The 23,264-nt window shown below is 69.7% G+C and carries 25 protein-coding genes, 2 tRNA genes and 1 pseudogene; 7 read left to right on the top strand and 21 right to left on the bottom strand.

What is annotated here, in order from left to right; translation table 11 throughout:
* Positions 1-24 precede the first annotated feature (24 nt).
* The 9 genes and pseudogenes from FB470_RS15415 to FB470_RS15375 form a co-directional block, all read right to left on the bottom strand.
* Entirely contained in the window at positions 25-633 is a 609-nt protein-coding gene (locus FB470_RS15415; protein WP_306992202.1) for a rhodanese-like domain-containing protein, read from the bottom strand.
* Positions 633-2,060: an MBL fold metallo-hydrolase gene (locus FB470_RS15410; RefSeq protein WP_306992201.1), complete on the bottom strand. Its 1,428-nt coding sequence runs from the start codon at positions 2,058-2,060 to the stop codon at positions 633-635. The genes FB470_RS15415 and FB470_RS15410 overlap by 1 nt, the downstream gene beginning before the upstream one ends.
* Positions 2,057-2,377 (bottom strand): rhodanese-like domain-containing protein, encoded by a 321-nt coding sequence (locus FB470_RS15405; RefSeq protein WP_306992200.1) that lies wholly within the window; start codon positions 2,375-2,377, stop codon positions 2,057-2,059. The genes FB470_RS15410 and FB470_RS15405 overlap by 4 nt, the downstream gene beginning before the upstream one ends.
* A gap of 72 nt (positions 2,378-2,449) precedes the next feature.
* Positions 2,450-2,667: pseudogene (locus tag FB470_RS15400) on the bottom strand (metal-sensitive transcriptional regulator).
* 245 nt (positions 2,668-2,912) lie between these two features.
* Positions 2,913-2,988: transfer RNA gene (locus tag FB470_RS15395), tRNA-Ala, on the bottom strand.
* A 66-nt stretch (positions 2,989-3,054) separates the two neighbouring features.
* A complete protein-coding gene (sepX, locus tag FB470_RS15390; protein WP_306992199.1) occupies positions 3,055-3,840 on the bottom strand; it encodes a divisome protein SepX/GlpR in 786 nt (261 codons plus the stop codon).
* 142 nt (positions 3,841-3,982) lie between these two features.
* Positions 3,983-4,642, bottom strand: a complete 660-nt coding sequence (locus tag FB470_RS15385; protein ID WP_306992198.1) for a GNAT family N-acetyltransferase — start codon at positions 4,640-4,642, stop codon at positions 3,983-3,985.
* A 9-nt stretch (positions 4,643-4,651) separates the two neighbouring features.
* Positions 4,652-5,917 (bottom strand): molybdotransferase-like divisome protein Glp, encoded by a 1,266-nt coding sequence (gene glp, locus FB470_RS15380; RefSeq protein ID WP_306992197.1) that lies wholly within the window; start codon positions 5,915-5,917, stop codon positions 4,652-4,654.
* Entirely contained in the window at positions 5,917-6,819 is a 903-nt protein-coding gene (locus tag FB470_RS15375) for a UTP--glucose-1-phosphate uridylyltransferase (RefSeq protein WP_306992196.1), read from the bottom strand. Before FB470_RS15375 ends, glp begins: the two co-directional genes overlap by 1 nt.
* A 24-nt stretch (positions 6,820-6,843) precedes the next feature.
* On the opposite strand from FB470_RS15375, the gene FB470_RS15370 reads away from it, so the two are divergent.
* The 4 genes from FB470_RS15370 (at position 6,844) to mscL (ending at position 8,913) form a co-directional block, all read left to right on the top strand.
* Positions 6,844-7,437, top strand: a complete 594-nt coding sequence (locus tag FB470_RS15370; protein WP_306992195.1) for a 5-formyltetrahydrofolate cyclo-ligase — start codon at positions 6,844-6,846, stop codon at positions 7,435-7,437.
* A gap of 89 nt (positions 7,438-7,526) precedes the next feature.
* Positions 7,527-7,841 carry an FmdB family zinc ribbon protein gene (locus tag FB470_RS15365; protein WP_306992194.1) on the top strand — a complete coding sequence of 105 codons (315 nt, stop codon included), beginning with the start codon at positions 7,527-7,529 and terminating at the stop codon, positions 7,839-7,841.
* A 136-nt stretch (positions 7,842-7,977) separates the two neighbouring features.
* The gene (locus FB470_RS15360) at positions 7,978-8,454 is read left to right on the top strand and encodes a hypothetical protein (RefSeq protein WP_306992193.1); all 477 of its coding nucleotides are present in this window, start codon (positions 7,978-7,980) and stop codon (positions 8,452-8,454) included.
* A 24-nt stretch (positions 8,455-8,478) separates the two neighbouring features.
* Positions 8,479-8,913: a large-conductance mechanosensitive channel protein MscL gene (gene mscL / locus FB470_RS15355; protein ID WP_306992192.1), complete on the top strand. Its 435-nt coding sequence runs from the start codon at positions 8,479-8,481 to the stop codon at positions 8,911-8,913.
* A gap of 992 nt (positions 8,914-9,905) precedes the next feature.
* Here mscL and FB470_RS15350 read toward each other — a convergent pair.
* Positions 9,906-10,082, bottom strand: a complete 177-nt coding sequence (locus FB470_RS15350; RefSeq protein WP_306992191.1) for a hypothetical protein — start codon at positions 10,080-10,082, stop codon at positions 9,906-9,908.
* Positions 10,082-10,582: a MogA/MoaB family molybdenum cofactor biosynthesis protein gene (locus tag FB470_RS15345; protein WP_017984989.1), complete on the bottom strand. Its 501-nt coding sequence runs from the start codon at positions 10,580-10,582 to the stop codon at positions 10,082-10,084. Before FB470_RS15345 ends, FB470_RS15350 begins: the two co-directional genes overlap by 1 nt.
* Positions 10,583-10,754: 172 nt before the next feature.
* Between FB470_RS15345 and FB470_RS15340 the strand changes: the two genes are divergently transcribed.
* A complete protein-coding gene (locus FB470_RS15340) occupies positions 10,755-11,336 on the top strand; it encodes a dihydrofolate reductase family protein (protein WP_306992190.1) in 582 nt (193 codons plus the stop codon).
* Positions 11,337-11,794: 458 nt separating this feature from the next.
* Here the strand turns inward: FB470_RS15340 and FB470_RS15335 are convergent, their stop codons facing one another.
* From FB470_RS15335 to FB470_RS15310, 6 genes are all read right to left on the bottom strand, one after another.
* On the bottom strand, positions 11,795-13,183 hold the full coding sequence (locus FB470_RS15335; RefSeq protein ID WP_306992189.1) for a S1C family serine protease: 1,389 nt from the start codon (positions 13,181-13,183) through the stop codon (positions 11,795-11,797).
* 75 nt (positions 13,184-13,258) lie between these two features.
* Positions 13,259-14,344: a galactose-1-phosphate uridylyltransferase gene (galT, locus tag FB470_RS15330; RefSeq protein WP_306992188.1), complete on the bottom strand. Its 1,086-nt coding sequence runs from the start codon at positions 14,342-14,344 to the stop codon at positions 13,259-13,261.
* The gene (locus FB470_RS15325; RefSeq protein ID WP_306999286.1) at positions 14,341-15,147 is read right to left on the bottom strand and encodes a DeoR/GlpR family DNA-binding transcription regulator; all 807 of its coding nucleotides are present in this window, start codon (positions 15,145-15,147) and stop codon (positions 14,341-14,343) included. Before FB470_RS15325 ends, galT begins: the two co-directional genes overlap by 4 nt.
* Before the next feature lie 64 nt (positions 15,148-15,211).
* Positions 15,212-16,570, bottom strand: a complete 1,359-nt coding sequence (locus FB470_RS15320; protein WP_306999283.1) for a sensor histidine kinase — start codon at positions 16,568-16,570, stop codon at positions 15,212-15,214.
* Positions 16,571-16,638: 68 nt separating this feature from the next.
* Positions 16,639-17,331, bottom strand: a complete 693-nt coding sequence (locus FB470_RS15315; protein ID WP_306992187.1) for a response regulator transcription factor — start codon at positions 17,329-17,331, stop codon at positions 16,639-16,641.
* Between the two features lie 41 nt (positions 17,332-17,372).
* Entirely contained in the window at positions 17,373-18,026 is a 654-nt protein-coding gene (locus FB470_RS15310; RefSeq protein WP_306992186.1) for a response regulator, read from the bottom strand.
* A 186-nt stretch (positions 18,027-18,212) separates the two neighbouring features.
* Between FB470_RS15310 and FB470_RS15305 the strand changes: the two genes are divergently transcribed.
* Positions 18,213-18,285, top strand: a tRNA-Arg gene (locus FB470_RS15305).
* 80 nt (positions 18,286-18,365) lie between these two features.
* Positions 18,366-19,931 carry a tyrosine-type recombinase/integrase gene (locus tag FB470_RS15300; protein ID WP_306992185.1) on the top strand — a complete coding sequence of 522 codons (1,566 nt, stop codon included), beginning with the start codon at positions 18,366-18,368 and terminating at the stop codon, positions 19,929-19,931.
* A 16-nt stretch (positions 19,932-19,947) separates the two neighbouring features.
* Here the strand turns inward: FB470_RS15300 and FB470_RS15295 are convergent, their stop codons facing one another.
* Genes FB470_RS15295 through FB470_RS15280 form a run of 4 tightly spaced genes read right to left on the bottom strand, consistent with a single transcriptional unit; the run spans position 19,948 to position 23,135 of the window.
* Positions 19,948-20,811, bottom strand: a complete 864-nt coding sequence (locus FB470_RS15295) for a hypothetical protein (RefSeq protein WP_306992184.1) — start codon at positions 20,809-20,811, stop codon at positions 19,948-19,950.
* Positions 20,812-20,835: 24 nt separating this feature from the next.
* A complete protein-coding gene (locus FB470_RS15290) occupies positions 20,836-21,183 on the bottom strand; it encodes a signal peptidase I (protein ID WP_306992183.1) in 348 nt (115 codons plus the stop codon).
* Positions 21,180-22,763: a transcriptional regulator gene (locus FB470_RS15285; protein ID WP_306992182.1), complete on the bottom strand. Its 1,584-nt coding sequence runs from the start codon at positions 22,761-22,763 to the stop codon at positions 21,180-21,182. Before FB470_RS15285 ends, FB470_RS15290 begins: the two co-directional genes overlap by 4 nt.
* 3 nt (positions 22,764-22,766) lie before the next feature.
* Positions 22,767-23,135 (bottom strand): helix-turn-helix domain-containing protein, encoded by a 369-nt coding sequence (locus tag FB470_RS15280; RefSeq protein ID WP_306992181.1) that lies wholly within the window; start codon positions 23,133-23,135, stop codon positions 22,767-22,769.
* Positions 23,136-23,264: the final 129 nt, after the last annotated feature.

Here is a 23,264-nt window from a genome sequence, read left to right as displayed (position 1 = left end):
GGAGCGCGCTCCCGTCGAGCCCGGCTACTTCGCCGCGGCACCGTCACCGGTGAGGGCCGCGAGCAGTGCTCGGCCGTCCCCGGAGCACGTGCGGTTGTGCGGAAGCAGCCCCAGAACGCGGGACATGGCGCAGGTGCCGGTGATCGCCGCGAAGGTCAGGCCGGCACCGACGAACCCGGCGACCCACTTGAGCGGGTCGAAGGCGGTGCTGGCGACCACGCCGGTGAGCACGAGCAGTCCGGCCGCCAGGCGCACCTGCCGCTCCATCGCCCAGGTTCCGCGGCCGCGGTTGAGCTCCCCGCCTTCCTGCTCCCAGGACGTGACGCCGCCGCGGAGCACGCTGAGCCGCTCCAGACCCGCTGTTTCCAGCACGGAGCGCGCCTGCTCCGCGCGGGCGCCCGAAGCGCACACGAGCACCACCGGGTCGCCGTGGTCGGCGGTGAGCTCGGCGCGGTGCTCGCGCAACAGGTCCAGGGGGACGTTGTACGACCCGGGGATGTGGGCTGCGGCGAACTCCCCGGGGGTGCGCACGTCGATCAGCCGGACCTGCGGGTCCGTGGCGCGGCTCTCGCGCACCTGGCCGACACCGAGGGTCTTGGGGAGGGTTTCGGTCATCTCGTTGTCTCGAGTCATCAGGATCCTCCGGTCACGGGCACGCCGGCCTCGGCGGCGACGCCGAAGTGGTCGTCGATGAGCACGGCCGTGCGCCCAGCGGACTCCAGCACCGACGCCGCCGCGGTGGCGCGGTATCCGCTGCCGCAGTGCACCCACACCGTGCCGTCCGGGATCTCGCCGCGCCGCTGGACCAGCTCGTACAGCGGGATGTGCACAGCGCCGGAGACGTGGGCGGAGGCGTACTCGTTGTTGGTGCGCACGTCGAGCACCACGTCCGGTGCCGGAAAACCGCCGGTGCTGCCGCTCAGCGCCGCGGCCAGGTCCGCGAAGGTCGCGGTCGGCGTGCTGCGCAACTGGGCGGGATCAGCCGCCAGGCCCTCGGGGGTTCCCACGGCCGACGCCGCGAACTTGTCGATGCCGATGCGGGCCAGCTCGCGCTGGGCCTCGGCGACCTGCCCACGGGACTGCCCGAGCAGTGTGATCGGGGCACCCCAGTCGATCATCCAGCCGAGCCAGGTCACCATCGGCCCGTCCAGGCCGAGGCCGACCGTGCCGGCCAGGTGCGAGGCCACGTAGGCCTTGCGGGAGCGCAGGTCGACGACCCACTCGCCCGCCTCCAGCCGCTTCCGCAGCTCCTCCGGCGTGGCCCGCGCAGGTTCGCGCAGGTCGATCGGCTCGGGCCCTTCGGCGTTGCGCACGCCCATGTGCGCGTAGTACGCCGGGTAGGCGTCGAGGCCCTTCAGGGTCTGCTCGACGAAATCGGTCTCGGCCAGCGTCAGCGCGGGGTTGGACTCCTTCTGCTGCCCCAGCGTCGCCGAACTGCCCGTGGCCTGGGTAGCCGAGCAGAAGCTGCCGAATCCGTGGGTCGGCCAGATCTGCACCCCATCCGGCAGCAGAGCCGCGAGCTTCTGCGCGGAGGCGTGCTGGTGGCGGGCGAGCGCCTCGCTGTGGTCCCGGCCCAGCAGATCGGTGCGCCCCGTCGTGCCGTACAGCAGCGATCCGCCGGTGAACACGCCGACCGGGCCCTGCTCGCCTTCGAGCACGAAGGACAGGTGGTGGAAGGTGTGGCCCGGGGTGGCTATCGCCCGCACCTGCATCCGCGGCGACAGCTCCACCACGTCGCCGTCGGACAGTGGGCGGTGGTCGAACGGCACCTGGTCGGCCGCCGACAGCCCGTATTCGGCGCCGGTGAGCCTGGCCAGCTCCAGACCGCCCGAGACGTAGTCGTTGTGCACGTGCGTGTCCAGGACCACGGCGATGCGCACGCCGAGCCGGCCGGCGGCCGCGATCACGCGGTCCACGTCGCGCTGCGGGTCGATCACGACCGCGACCTCGCCATCGCTGGCGAGGTAGCTGCGATCACCCAACGAGGAGGTCTCGATGACCTCGACCTGCAGGTCTCCAGCCAGCCGGTCCTGCTGCTCCGCGTTCGTCGCTGTCGTCACTGCGAACTCCCTTTCACCTCGTGTCCGGCGTCGATCCATCCCGCGGTCCCGCCGGCGACCGAGACCGCTCGCGCGCCGGCCGCGTTCACCGCGTCGGCCGCGGTCGCGCTGCGTCCGCCGGACCTGCAGATCACGTACAGGTCCTGGTCGGCGAACCGCTGCGGCGCGGCCAGCACGTCCGCAAGCGGCACGTTGACCGCGCCCGGCACGTGGGCCTCGGCGTATTCGTCCGGCGATCGCACATCGATCAACGGGGTCTCCTGCCGCCACGCGGCGGCGAACTCGTCCACCCCGATCTCGGGCGTCCGCTCCAACATGCAATCCTCCTAAACCCCCGGGGGTATCCAGGGGACAGACGTCCCCGCGGGGACATTCCGGGAACAGGTCGCTCAGGACAGCGCCAGGAACAACCGCTCCAGCTCCTGCTCGGTTATCGGCGGCTCGTCGCCGTCGTCGCGGGCCTGCTGGCAGTACCGCTGGCCACGATCTTGAACCCGGCCCGGGTCAGAGCACGGGAAACGGCGGCGAGCGGGTGAGGACCTCAGAGCAGTCGCGCCCTTGCTCGATCACGCGCGCAACTGCCGGTGGACCGGCGCAGCCGCGTCAGCCACCATCACCCTTCGCTGACCCCAACGTAGCAAACCCCCTGGGGTATTCCGGGTAGTGCGTGACGTACCGCATCCGACGGCCTCACCCGCTCAGCAGACGCGGCCGGTTCGCCGGGTCAAGCTCGCCGGAGCAGACCGGCTCATCCCGATCTTCCGCATTCCCCAGCCCAGAAACGACAAAGAGGCCGCTCCCGCCTCAACAGCGGAAACGGCCTCGAAAGGAGCGGTCGTACGACGACTAATGTGGTGGAGCTGAGGGGAATCGAACCCCTGACCTTCTCGATGCGAACGAGACGCGCTACCAACTGCGCTACAGCCCCTTGCTGGACTTCCCGAAGGAAGCTCCAGAAGCATAGCAACCGCCCGGAGGCGATCAACGAGGGGGTCTACTCACCGACCGCCCGCCGGAACGGGAGCTGGTCCGGGTCGTCCAGGTCGTGGAACGCGGGGTCCTCGTCCTCGAGGTCGACGACCACTGCCTGCCCGCGCAGACGGGACGCCGGGGACGGCCTGCGCTCGACGCCGGGCACCTCGCGCGGCGGGGGTGAGACGACCTCGAAGTCCTCCTCCTCCGGGCGCTCGCGCCGCACGGGGCGCGTCGCGGGGCGGGAACCGAGCCGGGCCATCCGCCGCTGGCGGATCTCGGCCTCGATGCGCACCTGCCGGCGCAGGTAGACGAGGTAGCCGACGAGCAGGAGGTCGACGACGGCGTGCAGTCCCCACAGCGTCGGGGTCAGGAAACCCGCCCCCGCGGCCGTGACGATCGCGAGGAGGAACAGGCAGAGGACGACCCGCTGACGGAACGCGTACTTGGCGCGCGCGGCGATCTCGGCGGCCTCCGGGTCGAACCCGCCGCGACCCGGCCGGTAGCGGCGTTCGGAGGGCGGTTCGTACCCGCGCGACGGGCGGGCCGGCTCCTCGTCGAACTCTTCGACGTCGTCGTCGACGTGGTCGTAGTCGACGTGGTCGTCGGCCTCGGCGCTCTGCTGGGTGGACTCGGGCATCGCGAACTCCTCCTCCGCGTCGTCTGCGCCGCCCCCGCTGCGGACCACTCGGGCGGCCAGTTCGGCGTCCGCCGTCCGCGTGACCGCCTGACGTTTGCGGGCGACCATGGGCACGAGCACGACGAGCCAGGCCGCGGCCAAGGCGACGATGATCAGCGAGCTGGGCAATCCCCTCTCACCTCCCCCGTTCACTGCTACATGTCGTCACGCTAGTCACAGGAGTAACAGATCGGACGGAGCCACGCCGTCCGAGCGAAGAAAAACGGTCACCGGATCTAGTGAAAAACTCGCGGTTAGGTAACAAAGGCGGTCACAGGTAGTCGGCGCGTCCGGCGGCGACCAGACGGGCCACCAGGCCGGGCCCCGCCTCCTCGGCCGTCATCGCGTAGCAGTAGTGGTCGCGCCAGTCGCCCGCCACGTCCAGGTACCGCTTGAACAGGCCTTCCTGGCGGAACCCGGCCTTGGTCAGCACCTTGATGCTCGGCGCGTTCTCCGGCCGCACGGTCGCCTCGATCCGGTGCAACCCGGCTACCGCGAAAGCGTGGTCCACGACCAGCGCGACGGCGGCCGTGGCCACGCCGCCCTTGACGACCGACGAGGACACCCAGTAGCCCACCCACGCCGAGCGGAGTGAGGCGCGGATCACGTTACCGATCGTGATCTGACCGGCGAACTCGCCGTCCACCGTGATGGTGAACGGCAGGCACTGCCCGCGCCGCGCCAGCGATCGCAGCGCCGTCCACTGCGGCGGCCACGACCAGAAGCTGTTCCGGTCGTGCCACGGCCCGGGTCCGGTCGGCTCCCACCGTTCGAGGTGCTCCTGGTCGCGCAGCCTGATCCGGCTCCAGTCGCCCGCGTCGCGCAGCCGGATCGGCCGCACCGCGATCTCACCGGCCGGAACGCGGAGCGGGCCCAGCCGCGCCGGCCAGCCGGGGTGGCGGGACTCCAGGTCGTACGCTGCTGGCTGCACCGGTCAGTTTTAACCCCGCTGGGCCAGGAAGGTCACCTTGACCTGCTCACCGGCCGGCACCTCGGTCAGGTCCTCGTCGACGTTGACCAGGCAGTTCGCCTCGGCGAGGGACGCGAGCAGGTGCGCGCCGGACGTGCCGAGCGGCTGCACCAGGTACTCGCCGGTGCTCTCGTCCCGCAGCAACTGCCCGCGCAGGAAGCCGCGTCGCCCCTTCGTCGAGGACACCGGGGACAGCAGCCGCGCGCTGACGGTGCGGCGATGCGGGTTGCGGGTGCCGCGCGCGGCCCGGATCAGCGGCCGGATCAGCACCTCGAACACGACGAGCGCGCTCATCGGGTTGGCCGGGATCAGGAAGGTCGGCACCGAGTCCGGGCCCAGCCGCCCGAAGCCCTGCGCGGACCCCGGGTGCATCGCGACCCGGGTCATGTCGATCTGCCCCAGGTCGGAGAGGGCCGCCTGGACCTCGTCACCCGCGGTGCCACCGGCTCCGCCGGCCACCACCACGACCTCGGACATCAGCAGGCGCCCCTCGACGACCTCGCGCAGCCGCTTCGGGTCGCTCGGCACGATCCCGACCCGGCTGACCTCGGCACCGGCATCGCGCGCCGCGGCGGCGAGGGCGTAGGAGTTCACGTCGTAGACCTGGCCGGTCGACGGGGTGCGGTCGATGTCGACCAGCTCGTCGCCCACGGACACGATCGACACCCGCGGACGCGGGTAGACCAGCACCTTCGACCGGCCGACCGCCGCGAGCAGGCCCACCTGGGCCGCGCCGATGGTGTCGCCCTGCCGGACCGCCACGTCACCGATCTGCACATCCTCGCCGGTCCGGCGCACGTAACCGGCCGAAGGCACCGAGCGGTGGATCGTCACCTTGGCCGGGTGGCCGTCGGTGAAGGCGGTGGGCACCACCGCGTCCGCCAGCGTCGGGAGCGGCGCCCCGGTGGCGACCCGGACGGCCTGCCCGGGCTGCAACCGCCGGGGCTGCCGGGAACCGGCCGGTATCTCCCCCACCACCGGGAGCTGCACGGGCTCGTCGCCGTCGGCGCGGACGTCGACGCTGCGCACCGCATACCCGTCGACGGCGGCCTGGTCGAAACCGGGCAGCGCGTGCTCGGCCACGACCTCCTCGGCGCAGAGCAGACCCTGCGCTTCCGAGATCGCGACGCGGACGGGGCGCGGGCGCACCGCGGCCTGCAGGACACGGGCGATCTGCTCGTCGACCGAGCGGAGGTCCTGCTCGGCCTGGTCGAGCTCCGGGGTGGGTTCGGTCATCAGCTATCGGTCCCGAGTCGTTCGGTCAGCCACGTCCGCAGCTCGGGCCCGTAGTCCGGGTCGTCGAGGGCGAAGTCCACGGCCGCCTTGAGGAAGCCGCCGGGGTTGCCCAGGTCGTGCCGGCCGCCGCGGTGGACGACGATGTGCACCGGGTGGCCCTCCTCGATCAGCAGTGCGACGGCATCGGTGAGCTGCAGTTCACCACCCGAGCCGGGCTTGATGCGACGCAGGGCGTCGAAGATCGCCCGGTCGAGGAGGTAGCGGCCGGCGGCGGCGTAGGTCGAGGGCGCCTCCTCCGGGGAGGGCTTCTCGACCATCCCGTGGACCTGCTTGACGTCCGGGTCCGTGGTGTCGGTCACGTCGAACACGCCGTAGGGCGAGATCCGCTCCTTAGGGATGTCGAACGCGCACAGCACGCTGCCGCCGTACCGGGCCCGCACCTCGGCCATCTTCGAGAGCACCCCGGCGGGCAGCACCAGGTCGTCGGGCAGCAGCACGGCGACGGCCTCGTCCTCGTCGGTCAGGTTCGGCTCGGCCTGCGCCACCGCGTGCCCGAGGCCCAGCGCCTCCTCCTGGATCGCGACCTCGACGTCGATCAGCTCCGGGCCGCGCCGGACCTTCTCCAGCAGGGCGGTCTTGCCCTTGCGCTCGAGGTTCGCCTCCAGCTCGGGCGAGGGGCGGAAGTAGCTCACCACCGACTCCTTGCCCGGCGAGGTGACGATCACCAACCGTTTCGCGCCGGCCTGCGCGGCTTCGCTCGCGACGATCTCGATGCCCGGGGTGTCCACCACGGGCAGCAGTTCCTTGGGAACGGCTTTCGTCGTCGGCAGAAACCGCGTGCCCAGGCCGGCGGCCGGGACGATGGCGGTTCGGAACGAGTGGTTGTCGAAGGCGCCCGTCATAGGCGCCAAGCCTAACCTGCGTACATGGGTGCGCAGCGCAATGACGAGGTGACGAAGGCCGAGTGGCGCGCAAAACTGTCCGCCGCCCGCGCCGCCGTCTCCGTGCAACAACGGGTCGCCGAGGCGGGCGCGCTGGCCCAGGCGGTGTCCGTGATGTCACTGCCGGACACCGTCTGCTGCTACGTCCCGTTCGGCACCGAGCCCGGCTCGACCAGCCTGCTCGACCTGCTGCGCCGGCGCGGCGCACGAGTGCTGCTCCCCGCGATCCCCACCGAGCCGGGACCGCTGGACTGGGCCGAGTACACAGGCACCGCGAGCCTGTCACCGGGCCGGTTCCGCTACATCCTGGAACCCACCGGGCCCCTGCTGGGCCCGGACGCGCTTTCCCGAGCCGGCCTCGTCCTGCTGCCGGCCTTGGCCGTCGACCACCGCGGCGTGCGGCTGGGCCGGGGCGCGGGGCACTACGACCGGTCCCTGGTGCACGCGGCGCCGGACGCCGAGCTGGTGGCCGTCGTCCGGGACGATGAGCTGGTCGAACACCTGCCGTCCGAGGACCACGACGTGCTCATGACCGGCGCTCTCACCCCTGGTCGCGGGCACGTGCGGCTGCCACTGTGACCAACCCTTGTTTGCGCTGAGGGAATGGTCTCCAGCACAATTGCGTTAGCACTCTTGCGGATCGAGTGCCAATGCGCGAAGGAGCACCTGTGCCCACGTACCAGTACGCCTGCAAGGAGTGCGGCCACCGTTTCGAGGCCGTGCAGTCGTTCTCCGATGCCAGCCTGACCCAGTGCCCGGAGTGCACCGGCCCGCTGCGCAAGCTCTACGGAGCGGTCGGCGTGATCTTCAAGGGCTCCGGCTTCTACCGGACCGACTCGCGCTCGTCGTCTTCGTCATCGACGTCGTCCTCCTCTTCGTCCAGCTCGTCGAGCACCTCCAGCGAGAGCAAGAGCGGCAGCTCCGCCTCGTCGTCCTCATCCTCGTCGAGCGGTACGACGACAACGGCCGCCGCGGCTTCCTGACGGCCGGGTTATCCACAAGTACCCAGTTATCCACAGCTGCCAGATCCGCATCTGTTCCGCCGGGTGTCAGCACCCCTAGCGTCGATCTCGTCGACGGCACACCGCCGTCGCACTCGACCACTGGGGGTGCTCCGCCATGCGCTTCGATCCGCGCGGCCGCTGGAACCGGCTGCGAACCCGCTGGGGCGGGCGCCGTTGGCACCGGCTGCGCAAGCTGGTGGCCGCGAGCCTGCTGATCACGGCGGCGGTGATGGCCGCGCGCCCGGACGCGGCCGAGCCCCGCGCCGAGCCGCCGCCCCCGTCCGCGCCGCTCCCCTTCACGGGTGATCTTTCCTCGGCCGCGGTGCCCGTCCGTCTGGCCGACACCGGCGTTGCCGAGCTGCTCAGCCCCGGCATGCGCGTCGACGTGGTGACGCTCGACCAAACGGAGCAATTGCGGAAAGTGCTGGCCAGTATGGCAATCGTGCTCACCGTGCGCCCGCCGCCGGCCTCCGCGGGGCGTCTTCCCGGTGCTGGGAACGGTCCACTCGTCGTCCTGTCGTTGCCCGAGGAGACGGCCAGGGAGGTGGCGGCGCTGTCACTCCGGAATCCGGTTGCGGTTACCCTCCGTTAGCCGTTTCCGACGAGAGGAGTGCACATGCTGAAGGGCTTCAAAGACTTTTTGATGCGCGGCAACGTCATCGAGTTGGCGGTCGCGGTGGTCATCGGAACGGCGTTCACGGCCATCGTCACGGCGTTCACCAACGGGCTGATCAAGCCGCTGATCAACGCCATCGGTGGTTCCGAGGCCGCCAAGGGGCTGGGGTTCAACGTCCTGCGCGAGAACGACTCGACGTTCCTCGACTTCGGCGGCGTCATCAACGCGGCGATCAACTTCGTCATCGTGGCGGCGGTGGTGTACTTCCTGCTGGTGCTGCCGATGAAGAAGATCCAGGACCGGCGCAAGCGCGGCCAGGAGGCCGGTCCCGCCGAGCCGACGGACGTCGAGCTGCTGAAGGAGATCCGCGACCTGCTGCGGCAGCAGGGCAGCTCCGACGGGCAGGTCGGCAGCCGCGTCGACAGCCAGAACTGACGGTGGTGCTCCGGGCCCGCGCACGGCTTTTTGCGGGCTCGGGGGTACGTGAGGCTGTGGCTCAGGTGCACGCGCCGCTCTGGCCCCCGCCTCGCCGGCAGAGTTTGCTCAGCTCTGCCCGCTCGAGCCGCCGCGCCCTGGGCGACACCCACCAAGGCTCTGTCCCGGGCGGGCGCGTCGCCGTCAGGAGTGGCCCACGCTGCCCGCCCAGCGTGCTGCCCCCCGCTGCCCGCTCGAGCCGCCGCACCCTGCAAAACACCCACCAAGGCTCGGGCCCGGGTAGGCGCGTCGCCCTCAGGAGTGGCCCACGCTGCCCGCCCCAGCGGCGCTACCCCGCACTGCCCGCTCGAGCCGCCACGCCCTGCGCGACACCCACCAAGGCTCTCTCCCGGATGGGCGCGTCGCCGTCAGGAACGGCCCACGCTGCCCGCCCCAGCGGCGCTACCCCGCACTGCCCGCTCGAGCCGCCACGCCCTGCGCGACACCCACCAAGGCTCCATCCCGGGTAGGCGCGTCGCCGTCAGGAACGGCCCACGCTGCCCGCCCCAGCCGCGCTACCCCACGCTGCCCCCTCGGGCCGCCGTGCCCTGCGCGACACCCCAGGGCTCTGCCCGGGCGGGCGCGTCCCCCTCAGGAACGGCCCACGCTGCCCGCCATCAGCGGCGCTGCTCCGCGCTGCTCGCTCGAGCCGCCCCGCCCCGCCCTGCGCGATACCCACCAAGGCTCTGCCCCGGGTAGGCGCGTCCCCCTCAGGAACGGCCCACGCTGCCCGCCCCAGCAGCGCTACCCCGCACTGCCCCCTCCGGCCGCCGCGCCCTGCGCGACACCCCAGGGCTCTGCCCGGGTGGGCGCGTCCCCCTCAGGTGTGTCCCACGCTGCCCGCCATCAGCAGTGCAGCTCGTCGCCGAAAAGTCTCGCCCGACAGCAGGCCAGAGCGCGGGGGCTGCCCTCGGCACCCGCCGAGAACAGCCCTCGCGCTTGGTGAGATGCGCTCAACCGCCGTGGTGGGGCGGCCGGTTCTCCCGGTACCAGGCGTCCTCGTCGCGGGCGGGGCCTTCCGGCTCCCGCTCGTCGGACGTCGTGTCCGGGAGCACTTCCCCGAAGATCGCGTCCAGCTTGCGCCGGTCGCGGTCTCGGGGCGGGCGGTGCTCCCGGTCGTCCTCGGGCATCAGGACTCGTCGAGGCCGGAGAGCTGGTCGATCACGTAGGGCACGAGCGAGGACAGCGTCGCCATGCCGTCGCGCACCGCGGCGCGCGAGCCGGCGAGGTTGACCACGAGCGTGCTGCCCGAGACGCCGACCAGGCCGCGCGAGATGCCCGCGTCCACCGCGCCGGCGGCCAGCCCGGAGGAGCGCAGGGCCTCGCCGATGCCGGGGATGGGGCGGTCCAGGACGCCGATGGTGGCGTCGGGGGTGACGTCGCGCGGTGACACACCCGTGCCGCCCACGGTGATGACGAGGTCGACACCACCGATGACGGCGGTGTTGAGCGCGTTGCGGATAGCCACGGTATCGGCGTGCACCAGCACCACGCCGTCCACGATGAAGCCGGCTTCCTCCAGCAGCTCCTGAACCAGGGGGCCCGAGGTGTCCTCATGCTCGCCGTGCGCCGCGCGGTCGTCCACGATCACCACGAGCGCGCGGCCCAGCCGCTGTGCACTGCGTTCCATGAGGCACACGGTATCCGGTTGTGACCGGTGTCCGACGGGCACGTCGCCACTACCGCGGGCGCCGCTGTCCGATGTGGACGGGTGGGACGTTCCGAATTCACCCGGCCGAGGTGTCGAAGGAGGCTGTGGGCGTTCGACGTGATTCTGAGACGACCGCCAGAAGGGACAACTCATGACACACGTCATCCCGCCGATCCGCCTCTACATGTCGATGTCGCTGGACGGCTTCATCGCCGGCCCCGACGATCGCCCTGGTCAGGAGCTCGGTCGCGGCGGCGGCCGGTTGTTCGACTGGCTCGACGGCCGGATGGGACCGGGGCCGGACGGACAGGTGTTCCGCGAGGCGCTGGCCACCGGGGCCGTCATCTCGGGGCGGCGCACCTTCGAGCTGGCGGGCCGCTGGCAGGGCGACCACCACGACGGCGTACCGATCCACGTCCTCACCCACCACATCGATCCGGGTGACGAGCCACCGGGCAGCGCGCGGTTCTTCACAGACGTGACCGCGTGCGCCACCGAGGCCCGTGCCGCCGCGGGCGAGCGCGCCGTCATGGTGCACGGCGCGGGCGCAGCGCAGGCGTTGCTCGCGGCCGGTCAGCTGGACGAGCTGGAGATCCACCTGGTGCCGGTCCTGCTGGGCGACGGCCGCCGGTTGTTCGGCACCGGAACCCGCACCGAACTGGAGCTCATGCGCCGCCTCGACGGCAACGGGGTGACCCACCTGCGCTACCGAGTCCGCCGGGACGTGCGCTGAGCGCCTCGACGATCACCGGCCCGAGAGCACCGGACAGAGAAACCGCGCGCGACCGGTACAGATCCGGTCGCACGCGGCTTGGACACCGGCTCGAACCCCGTGGAGCCGGTCAAGTGGTCTCGGCCGCCCCGAGCGGCCGAGCGTCTCTCATGTCCTCCGGCCACCCCGAGCGGCCGGATCTCTCACCCCCACCGGCCACCGGGAGTGACCGGGAAACCGTCTTCCCTCCCGATCACCACACGCGGCTGGAAAACGCATCGCTCCCTGCCGCCCCGCGCCCGGGATCTCGCCCCTCCGGCCACCCCGAGTCGCCGGAAAACTCTCCGAGGCCGGCCTCACCACTCGGGTGACCGGACCTCCCCCGCCGAAGCGCCACCCGAGGCGATCGGCACCTCTGGCCGGCCGGACCATCCCGGCTGAACTGGAGCTGACCACCCCGCGCGGCCGGCCCGGGAACGTCAGTTCGTCGGCACCGGCTGGCCACCCAGGGTGACCTGCACCGTCCGGCCGTCGCTCAGGGTGAAGGGCACCTTGTCGCCCGGGGCGCGGGTTCGCACGGCCGCGATCAGGCCGTCGGCGTCGTTGATGACCAGGTTGTCGACCTTGGTCACGACGTCGTTCTGCTTCAGTCCGGCCTGCTCGGCCGGGCTGCCGGCCTGCACACCGGCGATCAGTGCGCCACCCTGCGGCGCGTCGCTCACGTTCGCGCCGATGTAGGTCTGCGTCGCCTTGCCGGTGTCGATGATCTCCTGCGCCGTGCGCCGCGCCTGGTTGATCGGGATCGCGAACCCGATGCCGGCGTTCGTCGCCTCGGACTGGCCCATTCCCGACGACGACTGCGGGCTGTAGATCGCCGAGTTGATGCCGATCACCTGGCCCTGCAGGTTCGCCAGCGGGCCACCCGAGTTGCCCGGGTTGATCGCCGCGTCGGTCTGGATCGCGCTCATCACCGTCGTCTGGTCGCCCTCGCTGCCACCGGCCCGCACCGGGCGGTGCAGCGCGCTGACGATGCCCGACGTCACGGTCCCGGCCAGCTCGAACGGCGACCCGATCGCCACCACCGACTGGCCGACGTTCATGTTGTCGGAGTTGCCCAGGGTCACCGGCGTCAGGTTCTTCACCCCGTTGACCTTCACCACGGCGACGTCCGTCGTCGGGTCGCGGCCGACGATCGACGCCGCCGCCTTCGTGCCGTCCTGGAACACCGCCTGGATCTGCCCGCCGTCCGCGGCGACCTCGACGACGTGGTTGTTCGTCAGGATGTAGCCGTCGGTGGACAGCACGAACCCGGACCCCTCGCCCTGCGCGCTGCGCCCCGACACCTGCAACTCCACCACGCTCGGCGACAGCTTCTGCGCCACCGCCTCGACCGACCCGGCCGGCGCGGTCGCCGTCTGCTGCGCCGGCACCGGCTGGTCGAGCGCGCTGTACGACGAGCCGCCCCCGCTGTTCTGCGCGGTCAGGTACCCCCCGGCGGCACCCGCCCCACCACCGACCAGCAAGGCCAGCACGGCGACCCCGGCCACGAGCTTGCCCGAGCCGCGTCGCTGCTGCGGAACGGCCGGCGTCTGCATCGTCGCGGTCGCGTACGGCGACTGCTGCTGCGCTCCGGGCGGGGTCCACGGATACCCGCCCGTCTGCTGCTGCCCCGACTGGGGCGCGCTGTGCGGCGCGGCCTGCTGCTGCCCGGTTTGCGGAGCGGCCTGCTGCGCGGCGCCCTGCGCCGACCACGGACTCGGCTGTTGCTGCGGCCCCGAGCCGAGCGGCGTTCCGCGCGGGGGCGTCTTCGCGTCCTCCGGCGACTGCTGCGCGTCGTCGTGCGGTGCGCTGGGGTCGTTCTCGGTCATGTCCCTACCATGCGTGTCGGTCCTGAGAGCCGGCTGAGCCCAAGCTGAGGGTCACGCATGAGTATGCCGCCGGACTCAGCCCACCGCGCGGAGGCGTTCCGCGATCTGCTCCGGCGTGGCGTCGTTGATCCACACCGCCTCGCCCGACTCCGACCCGGCGAGGTACTTCAGCTTGTCGGCGGACCGCAGGATCGAGAACAGCTCCAGGTGCAGCCAACCGAGTTCGCGGTCGATCCGCACCGGCGCCTGGTGCCACCCGGCGATGTAGGGCAGCGGGCGGTCGTAGAGCCCGTCGCAGCGGCGCAGGACGTCGAGGTAGACCTCAGCGAAGTCGTCGCGCTCGGCGCCGGTCAGCGCCGGGATGTCCGGAACCTGGCGGTGCGGCACGATCTGCACGTGCACCGGCCAGCGGGCGGCGGGCGGCACGAACGCGGTCCAGTGCCGGCCCTCGGCGATGACGCGCGTGCCGGCCTTGCGCTCGGCCGCGAGGACGTCGCCGAGGACGTGCCGGCCGTGCTCGTCGGAGTAGGCGCGGGCGACGTCGAGCATCCGGCGGGTCTTCGGGGTGACGAACGGGTAGCCGTAGATCTGCCCGTGCGGGTGGTGCAGCGTCACCCCGATCTCCTCGCCCCGGTTCTCGAACGGGAAGACCTGCTCCAGCCCGTCGATCTCGGACAACGCGGCGGTGCGATCCGCCCACGCGTCGACGACGGTGCGGACCCGCGAGGGGCTCAGCTTCGCGAACGATCCATTGTGGTCACTGGTGAAGCAGACGACCTCGCACCGCCCCTTGCCCGGCGCGGTGGCCACCAGCCCGAGACCGTCCAGAGTGGACCGCTCTCCGCTCGCGCCCTCCTCGAAGGAGGGGAACCGGTTCTCGAACACGACCACGTCGTAGTCGGACTCGGGGATCTCGCTCGGCTTGCCCGGCTTGCTCGGGCACAGCGGGCAGAGGTCGGCGGGCGGCTTGTAGGTGCGGGTCTGCCGGTGCGCGGCCATCGCGACCCACTCCCCGGTCAGCGGGTCGAGGCGGATCTCCGAGCTCGCGGCCACGGCGGGCAGGTCCCGCGTGTCCTCCGCGGTGCGCGGCGGGGTGTCCTCGCCCTCGTCGAAGTAGATGATCTCCCTGCCGTCGGCAAGGTGGCGAAGCGTCCGCCTCACTCTTCCTCCGTGTCCTCGTTGACGGGTGCGACCTTCAGGTCACCCACATGCTCGGTCAGGACGTCGCGCGCCGCCTCGCCGAGGCCGTCGTCGGTCACCACGACGTGGGCCTCGTCCAGTTCGGCGATGGTGGAGATGCCCACAACACCCCATTTGGACGAGTCGGCGAGCACGACGAGCCGGCGCCCGGCCTCCACGAGGGCCCGGTCGGTCTCGCTCTCGGTCAGGTTCGGGGTCGTGAACCCGGCCCCGTCGGCCATCCCGTGCACGCCGAGGAAGACCTGGTCCAGGTGCAGCCGCCGCAGGCTGTGCACGGCAACGGGTCCGACCAGCGCGTCGGACGGCGTGCGGACGCCACCGGTGAGCACGACGGTGCGATCCGGCGCGGTCGACGCGCGGAGCACGTCGGCGACCTGGATCGAGTTCGTGACGATCGTCAGCCCCGGCACACCCTCGAGCGCGCGGGCCAGGGTCCAGGTGGTGGTGCCCGCGGACAGGCCGATCGCGGTGCCGGGCTGGACCAGCTCGGCCGCGGCGCGCGCGATGGCCTCCTTCTGGGCCCGCTGCCGCACGGACTTGGCCTCGAACCCGGGTTCCTCGGTGCTCGGGCCCACCACGGCGGTCGCACCGCCGTAAACCTTTTCCACCAGACCCCGGCCCGCGAGCACATCGAGGTCCCGGCGGATGGTCATGTCGGACACGCCGAGCCTGCTGACCAGGTCACTCACCCGGACCGCACCCGCCCGGCGGGCCTCTTCGAGGATCAACGCCTGCCGCTGACGCGCCAGCACCACCGCTCCCATCACCCCAACAACTACACAAAATCCTACACGAATCAACACGTGTGGAGCGGGTGGTGTTCGGTTTTCAGCCGGGCGTGCCGGGCAGGCGCAGGCTCATGAGCGCACCACCCTCCGGGGAACGGCCGGCGTACGCGGTACCGCCGTGCCGTTCGGCGGCCTGCTTCACGATCGCCAGCCCCAGGCCGGAACCGGGCAGCGTGCGGGCTTCCGAGGAACGGTAGAACCGGTCGAACACGCGCGGCAGGTCCTCGTCCGCGATACCCGGACCGGAGTCCGCGACCTCGATGACGGCCGTCCCGTCGCCCAGCGGGTACATCCGCACCCGGACGCGTGACTCGGCCGGCGAGAACTTGACCGCGTTGTCGAGCAGGTTCAGCACCGCGCGCTCGAGGGCGCCGGCGTCGCCGACGACGACCCACGGCTGCAACGCGACGTCGAACTCGATCTCCCCCGCCCGGCGGCGCGCCCGGTCCAGCGCGCGTTCGACGACCTCGACCAGCTCGACGCGCTCGAACTCGGTGCGTGGCTCGTCCTGGCGGGCCAGCTCCACCAGATCGCCGATGAGCTGGGTCAGCTCGTCCAGCTGCGCCTTGATGTCGGTCTCGATCTCGGCCCGGTCCTTCTCCGACAGCGTTGGTGCGCCGTCACGGCTGGCCGACAGCAACAACTCGAGGTTGGTGCGCAACGACGTCAGCGGGGTGCGCAGCTCGTGCCCCGCGTCGGCGACCAGTTGCCGCTGGCGCTCCTGTGAGTCGGCGACCGCGCCGAGCATGGTGTTGAAGCTGTGCGTGAGCCGGGCCAGCTCGTCGTCGCCGCTGATCGGGATCGGCCGCAGGTCACCGGTCCGGGCGATGTGCTCCGTCGCCGACGTCAGGCGTTCCACCGGCCGCAACCCGGTGCGGGCCACGGCCGTCCCGGCGAGCGCGGCGACCACGATCCCACCGCCGCCGATCAGCGCGAGGACGACCGCCAGCTCGCGCAGGGTCTGTTTGGTCGCGTCCAGCGGCTGCGACAGCACGAGCGCGACGCCGGGCTGGTAGCGGTAGGGCACGGCGAGCACACGCGAGTCGGTGCTCTGGTCGGTCCGGATCGACGACGGCTTCTCACCGCCGGCGACATCGCGCTCGTCCCGCCCGATCGGCGGCCGCATCGACGGCGGCGACTCGAACGCCGACGAGCCGTCGGCGACGATCAGGTCGAAGCGCACATCGACCAGCCGCGTGATGTAGGTGGGGATGCGCAGCCCGCCGGTCTGCACGACCTGCGGATCGTTGATCACGCTGTTCGCCTGCTGGACCAGCTCGTCGTCGACCTGCTGGTACAGGTTGTTGTAGACGGTGATGTAGGCGCCCAGTGAGACCAGTGCGAGCACACCCGCGACGCACGCCGCGGCCAGCAGGGTGACCCGCGCGCGCAGCGACATCCTCCGTGGGGCGGGCTTGGCCTCCTCGTCGACGTGGATCACGGGCACCGGTTCGGTCACGGCTTGGCTCACGGCGGGGTTTCCCGGAGGACGTACCCGACGCCGCGGACGGTGTGGATCAGGCGGGGTTCACCGCCGGCCTCGGTCTTGCGGCGCAGGTAACCGACGTAAACCTCCAGCGCGTTGCCCGAGGTCGGGAAGTCGTAGCCCCACACCTCCTCGAGGATGCGGCCGCGGGTGAGGACGTGCTTGGGGTAGGACATGAACAGCTCGAGCAGCGCGAACTCGGTGCGGGTCAGGCTGATGTCGCGGTCGCCGCGCTTGACCTCGCGGGTGCCCGGGTCGAGCGTCAGGTCGGCGAAGGTGAGCTTCTCGGCGTCCGGCGGCGTCTGGGCCTCGCGCGAGGCGCGGCGCAGGAGCGCGCGGAGGCGGGCGAGGAGCTCCTCGAGCGCGAAGGGCTTCGGGAGGTAGTCGTCGGCGCCGGCGTCGAGACCGGAGACGCGGTCGGACACGGTGTCGCGCGCGGTGAGCACGAGGATCGGCAGGTCGTCGCCGGTGCTGCGCAGGCGCCGGGCCACCTCGAGCCCGTCGAGGCGGGGCATCATGACGTCGAGGATCATGGCGTCCGGCCGGTCGGCGATGACGCGTTCGAGGGCCTGCGCGCCGTCGCCGGCGAGTTCCACCTGGTAGCCGTTGAACTCCAGCGACCGCCGGAGGGACTCCCGGACCGCCCGATCGTCGTCGACAACGAGAATGCGCATGTAGACAGTGTTGCCGACAGTGCTGAGACCCGCCTAAGAAGTCATTGGTCGAGGAGCCCGCCGCGGTAGGCGAGCAGGGCGGCCTGGACCCGGTTGGCGGCGCCGATCTTGGACAGGACCGCGGAGACGTAGCCCTTGACGGTCGCCTCGGACAGGTGGAGTCTGCCGCCGATCTCGGCGTTGGACAGGCCCTGCCCGATCAGGCCCACGACCTCGCGCTCCCGCTCGGACAGTGAGGCGAGCAACTTGCGCGCGGGCTGCGCGGCCCGCTGTCCCTCGCGGTGGGCGCGCACCATGCGCGCCGCGACGCCCGGATCGAGGACGGCGCCGCCCCGGGCGAGGTCGCGGATGGCCCGGAGCAGCGCGGCGGGCTCGATGTCCTTGAGGAGGAAGCCGTTCGCGCCGAGGCGCAGGGCCAGGCTGACGTACTCGTCCACGTCGAAGGTGGTCAGCATCGCGGCGGCCGGCGGGCTGGGGAGTTCGAGGATCGCGCGGAGGGCGCGGATGCCGTCGTCGGGGGCGCGCATCTTGATGTCGAGCAGGACGACGTCCGGGTGCAGCCGCCGCGCGGTCTCCACCGCCGAGCGGCCGTCGTTCGCCTCACCGACCACCTCGATGTCGGGTGCGCCGGCCATCATGCCCCTGAGGCTGGCGCGCACGAGATCCTCGTCGTCGGCGAACATGAGCTTGATCAACTAAGCCCTCCGAACGGTCGGTGGAGCGGGGTGTCCGCGTCCCGATCACGGAAGGTTACCCAGTGGTAGCTCAGGAGTCGATACGCTGCTCACCCCGGTGGTCGCACCTATCGACGGGGCCGATCACGGCCGAGGCCTAGGTCACGGTCCTGCGGGATCGCCGGACCCGCTAGTCTGGGGCAGCCAGCCCTCGTAGCTCAGGGGATAGAGCACCGCTCTCCTAAAGCGGGTGTCGCAGGTTCGAATCCTGCCGGGGGCACACAGCTCAGAGGCGGTTTTTGCTGATCAAACCGCTTGCACGTGGTGCCGCTTGTGGTGCGAACCACGTATCCTCGCACCATGACCACTGCTGGGGGCCGTGCTCAGAAGCGCTCGCGAGGCCAGGTGGAGAAGCTGCCGAGCGGCGCGTTGCGCGTGAAGGTCTACGCCGGTGTCGACCCGCTGAGCGGTAAGCGCCACTACCTCCGCGAGACCGTGCCGGCCGGACCGCAGGCTGAGAAGGAAGCCGAGAAGGTCCGCATCCGGCTGGTCAACGAGGTCAACGAGCGCCGTAACCCGCGCACGAGCGCGACGGTGAACCAGCTCATGGACCGGTACCTGGAGCTGCTGCACGTCGACACCACGACGAGGCAGCGGTACGAGAGCGTCATCCGGACGCACATCCGGCCGCTGCTGGGCAAGCAGCCCCTATCGCGCCTCGACGGCGAGACCTTCGATTCCTTCTACAAGATCCTCCGAACGTGCCGAACCCACTGCGGCGGCCGGAGGTTCATCGAGCACGGGGTAGCAGGTGAGCACGAGTGCACGGACAAGTGCCGAGTGCACAAGTGCAAGCCGCTCTCCGATGGCACGATCCGGAAGATCCACTGGTGCCTGAGCGGCGCGCTCAAGGACGCGATGCGCTGGAAGTGGATCACCGTCAACCCGCTCGACCAGGCCGACGCACCATCGAACGCCACCCCGGACCCGCAGCCACCGACGCCAGACGAGGCAGCCGCGATCGTCAACGAGGCGTTCAAGGACCTCCGATGGGGCATGTTCGTCTGGCTCGCGATGACCACCGGCGCACGCCGCGGTGAGCTGTGCGCACTACGCTGGGACCGCCTCGACCTCGACAACGCAGTGATCTGGATCCGCAGCAGCATCGCCCAGGACGGCGCGAAGACGTGGGAGAAGGACACCAAGACCCACCAGCAACGCCGTATCGCCCTGAACGCGGAGACAGTCGGCCTGCTCCGCGCCTATCGTCAGCATTGCGAGGCAGAAGCCCAGATCGTCGGTACAACCATCGAGAAGACCGGCCGGGTCTTCTCCCCTTCGGTCGATCATTCGACCTGGTTGAAGCCGTCGTCTGTCTCCCAGCGTTACCGGCGCATGTGCGAAAAGCTCGGCTGGGACATGCACCTGCACCAGCTCCGCCACTACTCGGCTACCGAGCTGATCGCATCCGGTGTCGACGTCCGCACGGTCGCCGGCCGACTTGGCCACGGCGGCGGGGGCGCTACCACGCTCCGCGTGTACTCGGCCTGGGTGGCCGAGGCAGACCAGAAGGCGGCGGGCAACTTCACCGCTCGGATGCCCCAAGCGCCAATCGTGCTCGACATCGAGGGCAACCCCCGATCGACGCTTGAGCCCGAGACTGCGAACCCCTACCAGAAAATCGCGACTGACCTCCGCGGAGCGATTACAGCCGGGGTACTCCGGACCGGTGACCGATTGCCACCCGTGACCGAAATCGCCGGCCGCTACCACGTCAGCGTAGGCACAGCGCACAGAGCGATCGCGGCGCTGAAGGATGCAGGCTTGGTCATAGCCAGCCGCGGTCGACCTGCCGTTGTAGCAAACGCGAACAGCGCAAACGGTTTTGCGACCGTCACCGAAATAGAATCAAGGAAGACGCATTGAAAGAGCGTGAGGCAAATCAGAAAGGCGGAATGCCGAAATCATCCAGTATTCTGTTCAATTTCACAGCAGCTTCCAGCGCGCCATTCAGATCATCCTTCGGAACTGAACGGCCGTGAGCGATGCTGTTACGAATCAAACGTATGGTGTCGATGGTGTTTCGATGGCGCAAACGGAAGTCGTCGATCTTTTTTCGCTCGGCCGATGATAAAAATCTGCTGTATATCTCGCGGCCAGGGTTCGAGCGAATGTCGATCTTATCCCATTCATGGAGCAACTGAACGGCCGATCGCGTACTAGGCAGATCACTATCAACAGAGTCGTCAGCCGCCCATCCGAATAGATATCCGCCAAATGGTTCCTCCGCAAACTCTAACGGCTCGGCAGACTCTTCGTCGTCAACTTGCTCCGACAAGTTCGCCGCGTCGGAGGCTGGATAGAAATGCTGGGTCACCGTTTGAGTTGCGTTCATGTTGGCCACCTGCGCCAAGAAACGGAACTCCAGATCATTCTGCCTCTGCACAGTATCATTGATCTCGGCCTGCTGTTCTTCAGCTTTCCGCTTCAACGAGAAGACATTCATGACGGTGAGTTCCCCAAGTTCAGGAAACACAAGAAAGAGAGATGGAATCAGCGCAGGCAGAAGGTCCAGACTCGTCCAAGGACTACAACTTCTCGGTGCTTGCCCCGCCGCGGGATTAATCACATCCCGACAGATCCGTAAAGGAGTGTACCAGTAACTGGTGACGGCAACGATAACCGCGGCAAATGTAATTACAATCGCGAACGACCAGCGCAATTTGCGCCCCATTGGAATGGATTTCTTCTCCGAGCCGACATTGCTAGCCGAACGGCCAGTTGGATAACTCAATTGTTGACGCACCCCAGAAGTCCAAGCATCCGGTATTTAAGAAGAAGGCCAGCGTACAGTCAGAACGACAGAGTTATCCAACGCTTCCCAAGTGTGGTCGACCCCCGGCCCCCACATCGCATAGTCACCCTGCCTCGAGAAAACAGCTGAACCTTCGCTAGATTGTACCCGGAAATGCCCGCTGACAAGTATGACGAGCGTCGTTCGCTGGTCATCAGAAGTCCACTCCGGCCGCTTGTCACCCTTGGGGTGTGTCGCCCACTTGACCTCGACATCCTTGGTCGATCGCACGCCCTTCGACGGGTCGATGAAGTGACCGACGATCCAGCCCCGCGTGTCCGCGCCGTCTTCGACGGCGTTGCCGGTGTGCCAGCCTTCGGTCACGTCAACTCCCATTCCACGGGCGGTAGCTTCACGCGGTGTCCACCGAGCTCGGCGAGGCGTCGGAACCCCTGCAGCACGGCGAACAGCCCTTCGTTGCTCCAAGCTACATCGGCCAGCAACTCGGCCAAGAGATCGGTATCGAGCGTCGAGTAGCGACGCAGGTTGGACGTTTCCCAGTTGGCCTCGATCTGGCCGCCGAAGCGGAGCCAGAAGTCCTCGTCTTCGATGACGATCAGGCTGGGGAACTCGTAGTTCCCGCTCACCAGGTTCAGGCCGAAGCCGGTGCACTCCATGCGCAGGCGCTCGCCGAGCGGGCGTTCCAGTAGCCACCGCATTGGCTCGGACTGGCGGCTAGGGTGCATGGGATCGGCCGCCCGCTGGTCGCCGAGGGTGTTGTCGACGTCATCGCGGCCGAACAGTTCCTCTTCCATCTCGCGCAGCAGAGTTCCACCAAGGCGCGTGTCTGCGCGGAGGTCGGCGGCCGGCTGATGGAAGCCCTTGGGGATCACGGCGAGCTGGCGGTTGGCGTTGACCACGTTGCCGGATCGCTGCTGGATCAGGATCAGGTAGTCCGCGTCACCGTGCAGGCTGGCCGGGCGGGCGATGGCGCACAGGGCTAGCACTCCGCCCGCGCATAGCCGGTTCTCAAGCCGGGTTACCGCGTCCAGGTCGGGTAGGTAGTGCTCCCGCAGTGGGAGACGGCCAGGACCAGCACCGGTCGCGAGCGCGTCCAGTAGCTCGCCTTCGAGTAGGTCCATCGTCAGCGCGTAGTGCACGAACGGCGCGATCCCGACTGTCCCGGCGATACCGTCCTCCCCGGCACTCGCAGTCCTCAGTCGGTAGAGCGGCATGTTCACAAGCTTGGTCCCGAGTTCCAGGGTCTCGGCAAGCCTCTGGATGGCGGCGTTGAGTGCCTGTTCGTTCAGGCTCGCGGCTGCTTCGGACGGCGCTTGATCGAGCTTTAGGCCATCGGCACGGGTCAGCAGAGGAGCGCCGAGGTCAAGCCAATCTTCGCGGGTCAGGATCGTTGTCGCGGCGGTCTGTTCGTTCCCGAACTTCGCGCTGTACCTGCCGTACCCGTTCTCGGCGGTCCCGTAGTAGTCGTGCAGCGCGCGCGTGACATCCGTCTGGCTTATACCTCCGCGGCGCGCTCCCCGATCGCGCAGACCTCGCACGTCGACGTTGGCAAGCGCGGCAGCCACCTTGCGCCGACTGGTGCCCGCCTCCCAGCCTGCGTGACCGTCCAGCCACTCCAGCGCCACTGCAATGTGTGGATCACCAGTAAGCCGCAGCTCGGCGGCCTCCCTGGCGTCGTCATCCGCCACCGCATCTGCCGCCGGCACGGCCAGGCCCTGACCGAGAAGTTCAGCGAAGCGCGCGCGGACGGTTGCCGATGCTCGTTCGTAAGCCGTGTCGAGGAGCTGTTGCATCTCCGACTTTGGCTTCAGGTCGGGCTTTTGGTGCCATGACGCGACAGTGCGGACCCCGATCCCGAGGTGTTCGGCGAACAGCTCGTTGCTGAGCCGCAACGCCTTCTGGAGCGCGCACGCCGTCCGGCCGGTCCACGGGTCCGTCCGCATGCCTTACCGGTCCTCCGACGGTCGCGATGCCTTCAGCAGCCGGATGACCGTGGCTAGCTGCTCGGTGATGCCGTCCAGTCGGTGTTCCAAGGCATCGAGCCGGCCGGAGAGATCTTGCTCCGTCAATTCTTTTCGCGCCGGTGGACGCTCGCCACGCAATACAGCTTCCAAATGCCGCGGATGCCAGCCGAGGGCCACCGAAAGAGATTCCAGTGTGCGCGGACTCCGCTTCCGGTTCACGGTGTTCCGCTGGATCTCGCGGACGATGGCCGAAGATACGTGTGACCGAGCCGCCAATTCCTGCTGTTGCCACCCGAGTTCTTTCATTCGCTCGTTGATGGCCTTCGCTACTGCGGCCCAATCCTCCGACACGTGCTCCTCCGCGCTCCTGCTGCAGCGCCGACGTTAGCGGATCTCCAAGGGTTTCAGCGGCATCACGCCGCAGCTAGGCAAGCCTTGCTCGCACCATCGCTGACTTCATTGATATTTCGATGAAATCAT

Source organism: Amycolatopsis thermophila, from assembly GCF_030814215.1.
Taxonomy (GTDB): domain Bacteria; phylum Actinomycetota; class Actinomycetes; order Mycobacteriales; family Pseudonocardiaceae; genus Amycolatopsis_E; species Amycolatopsis_E thermophila.
The sequence above is the reverse complement of the archived record's forward strand: the minus strand, read 5'-3'. Positions and strand labels throughout refer to the sequence as shown.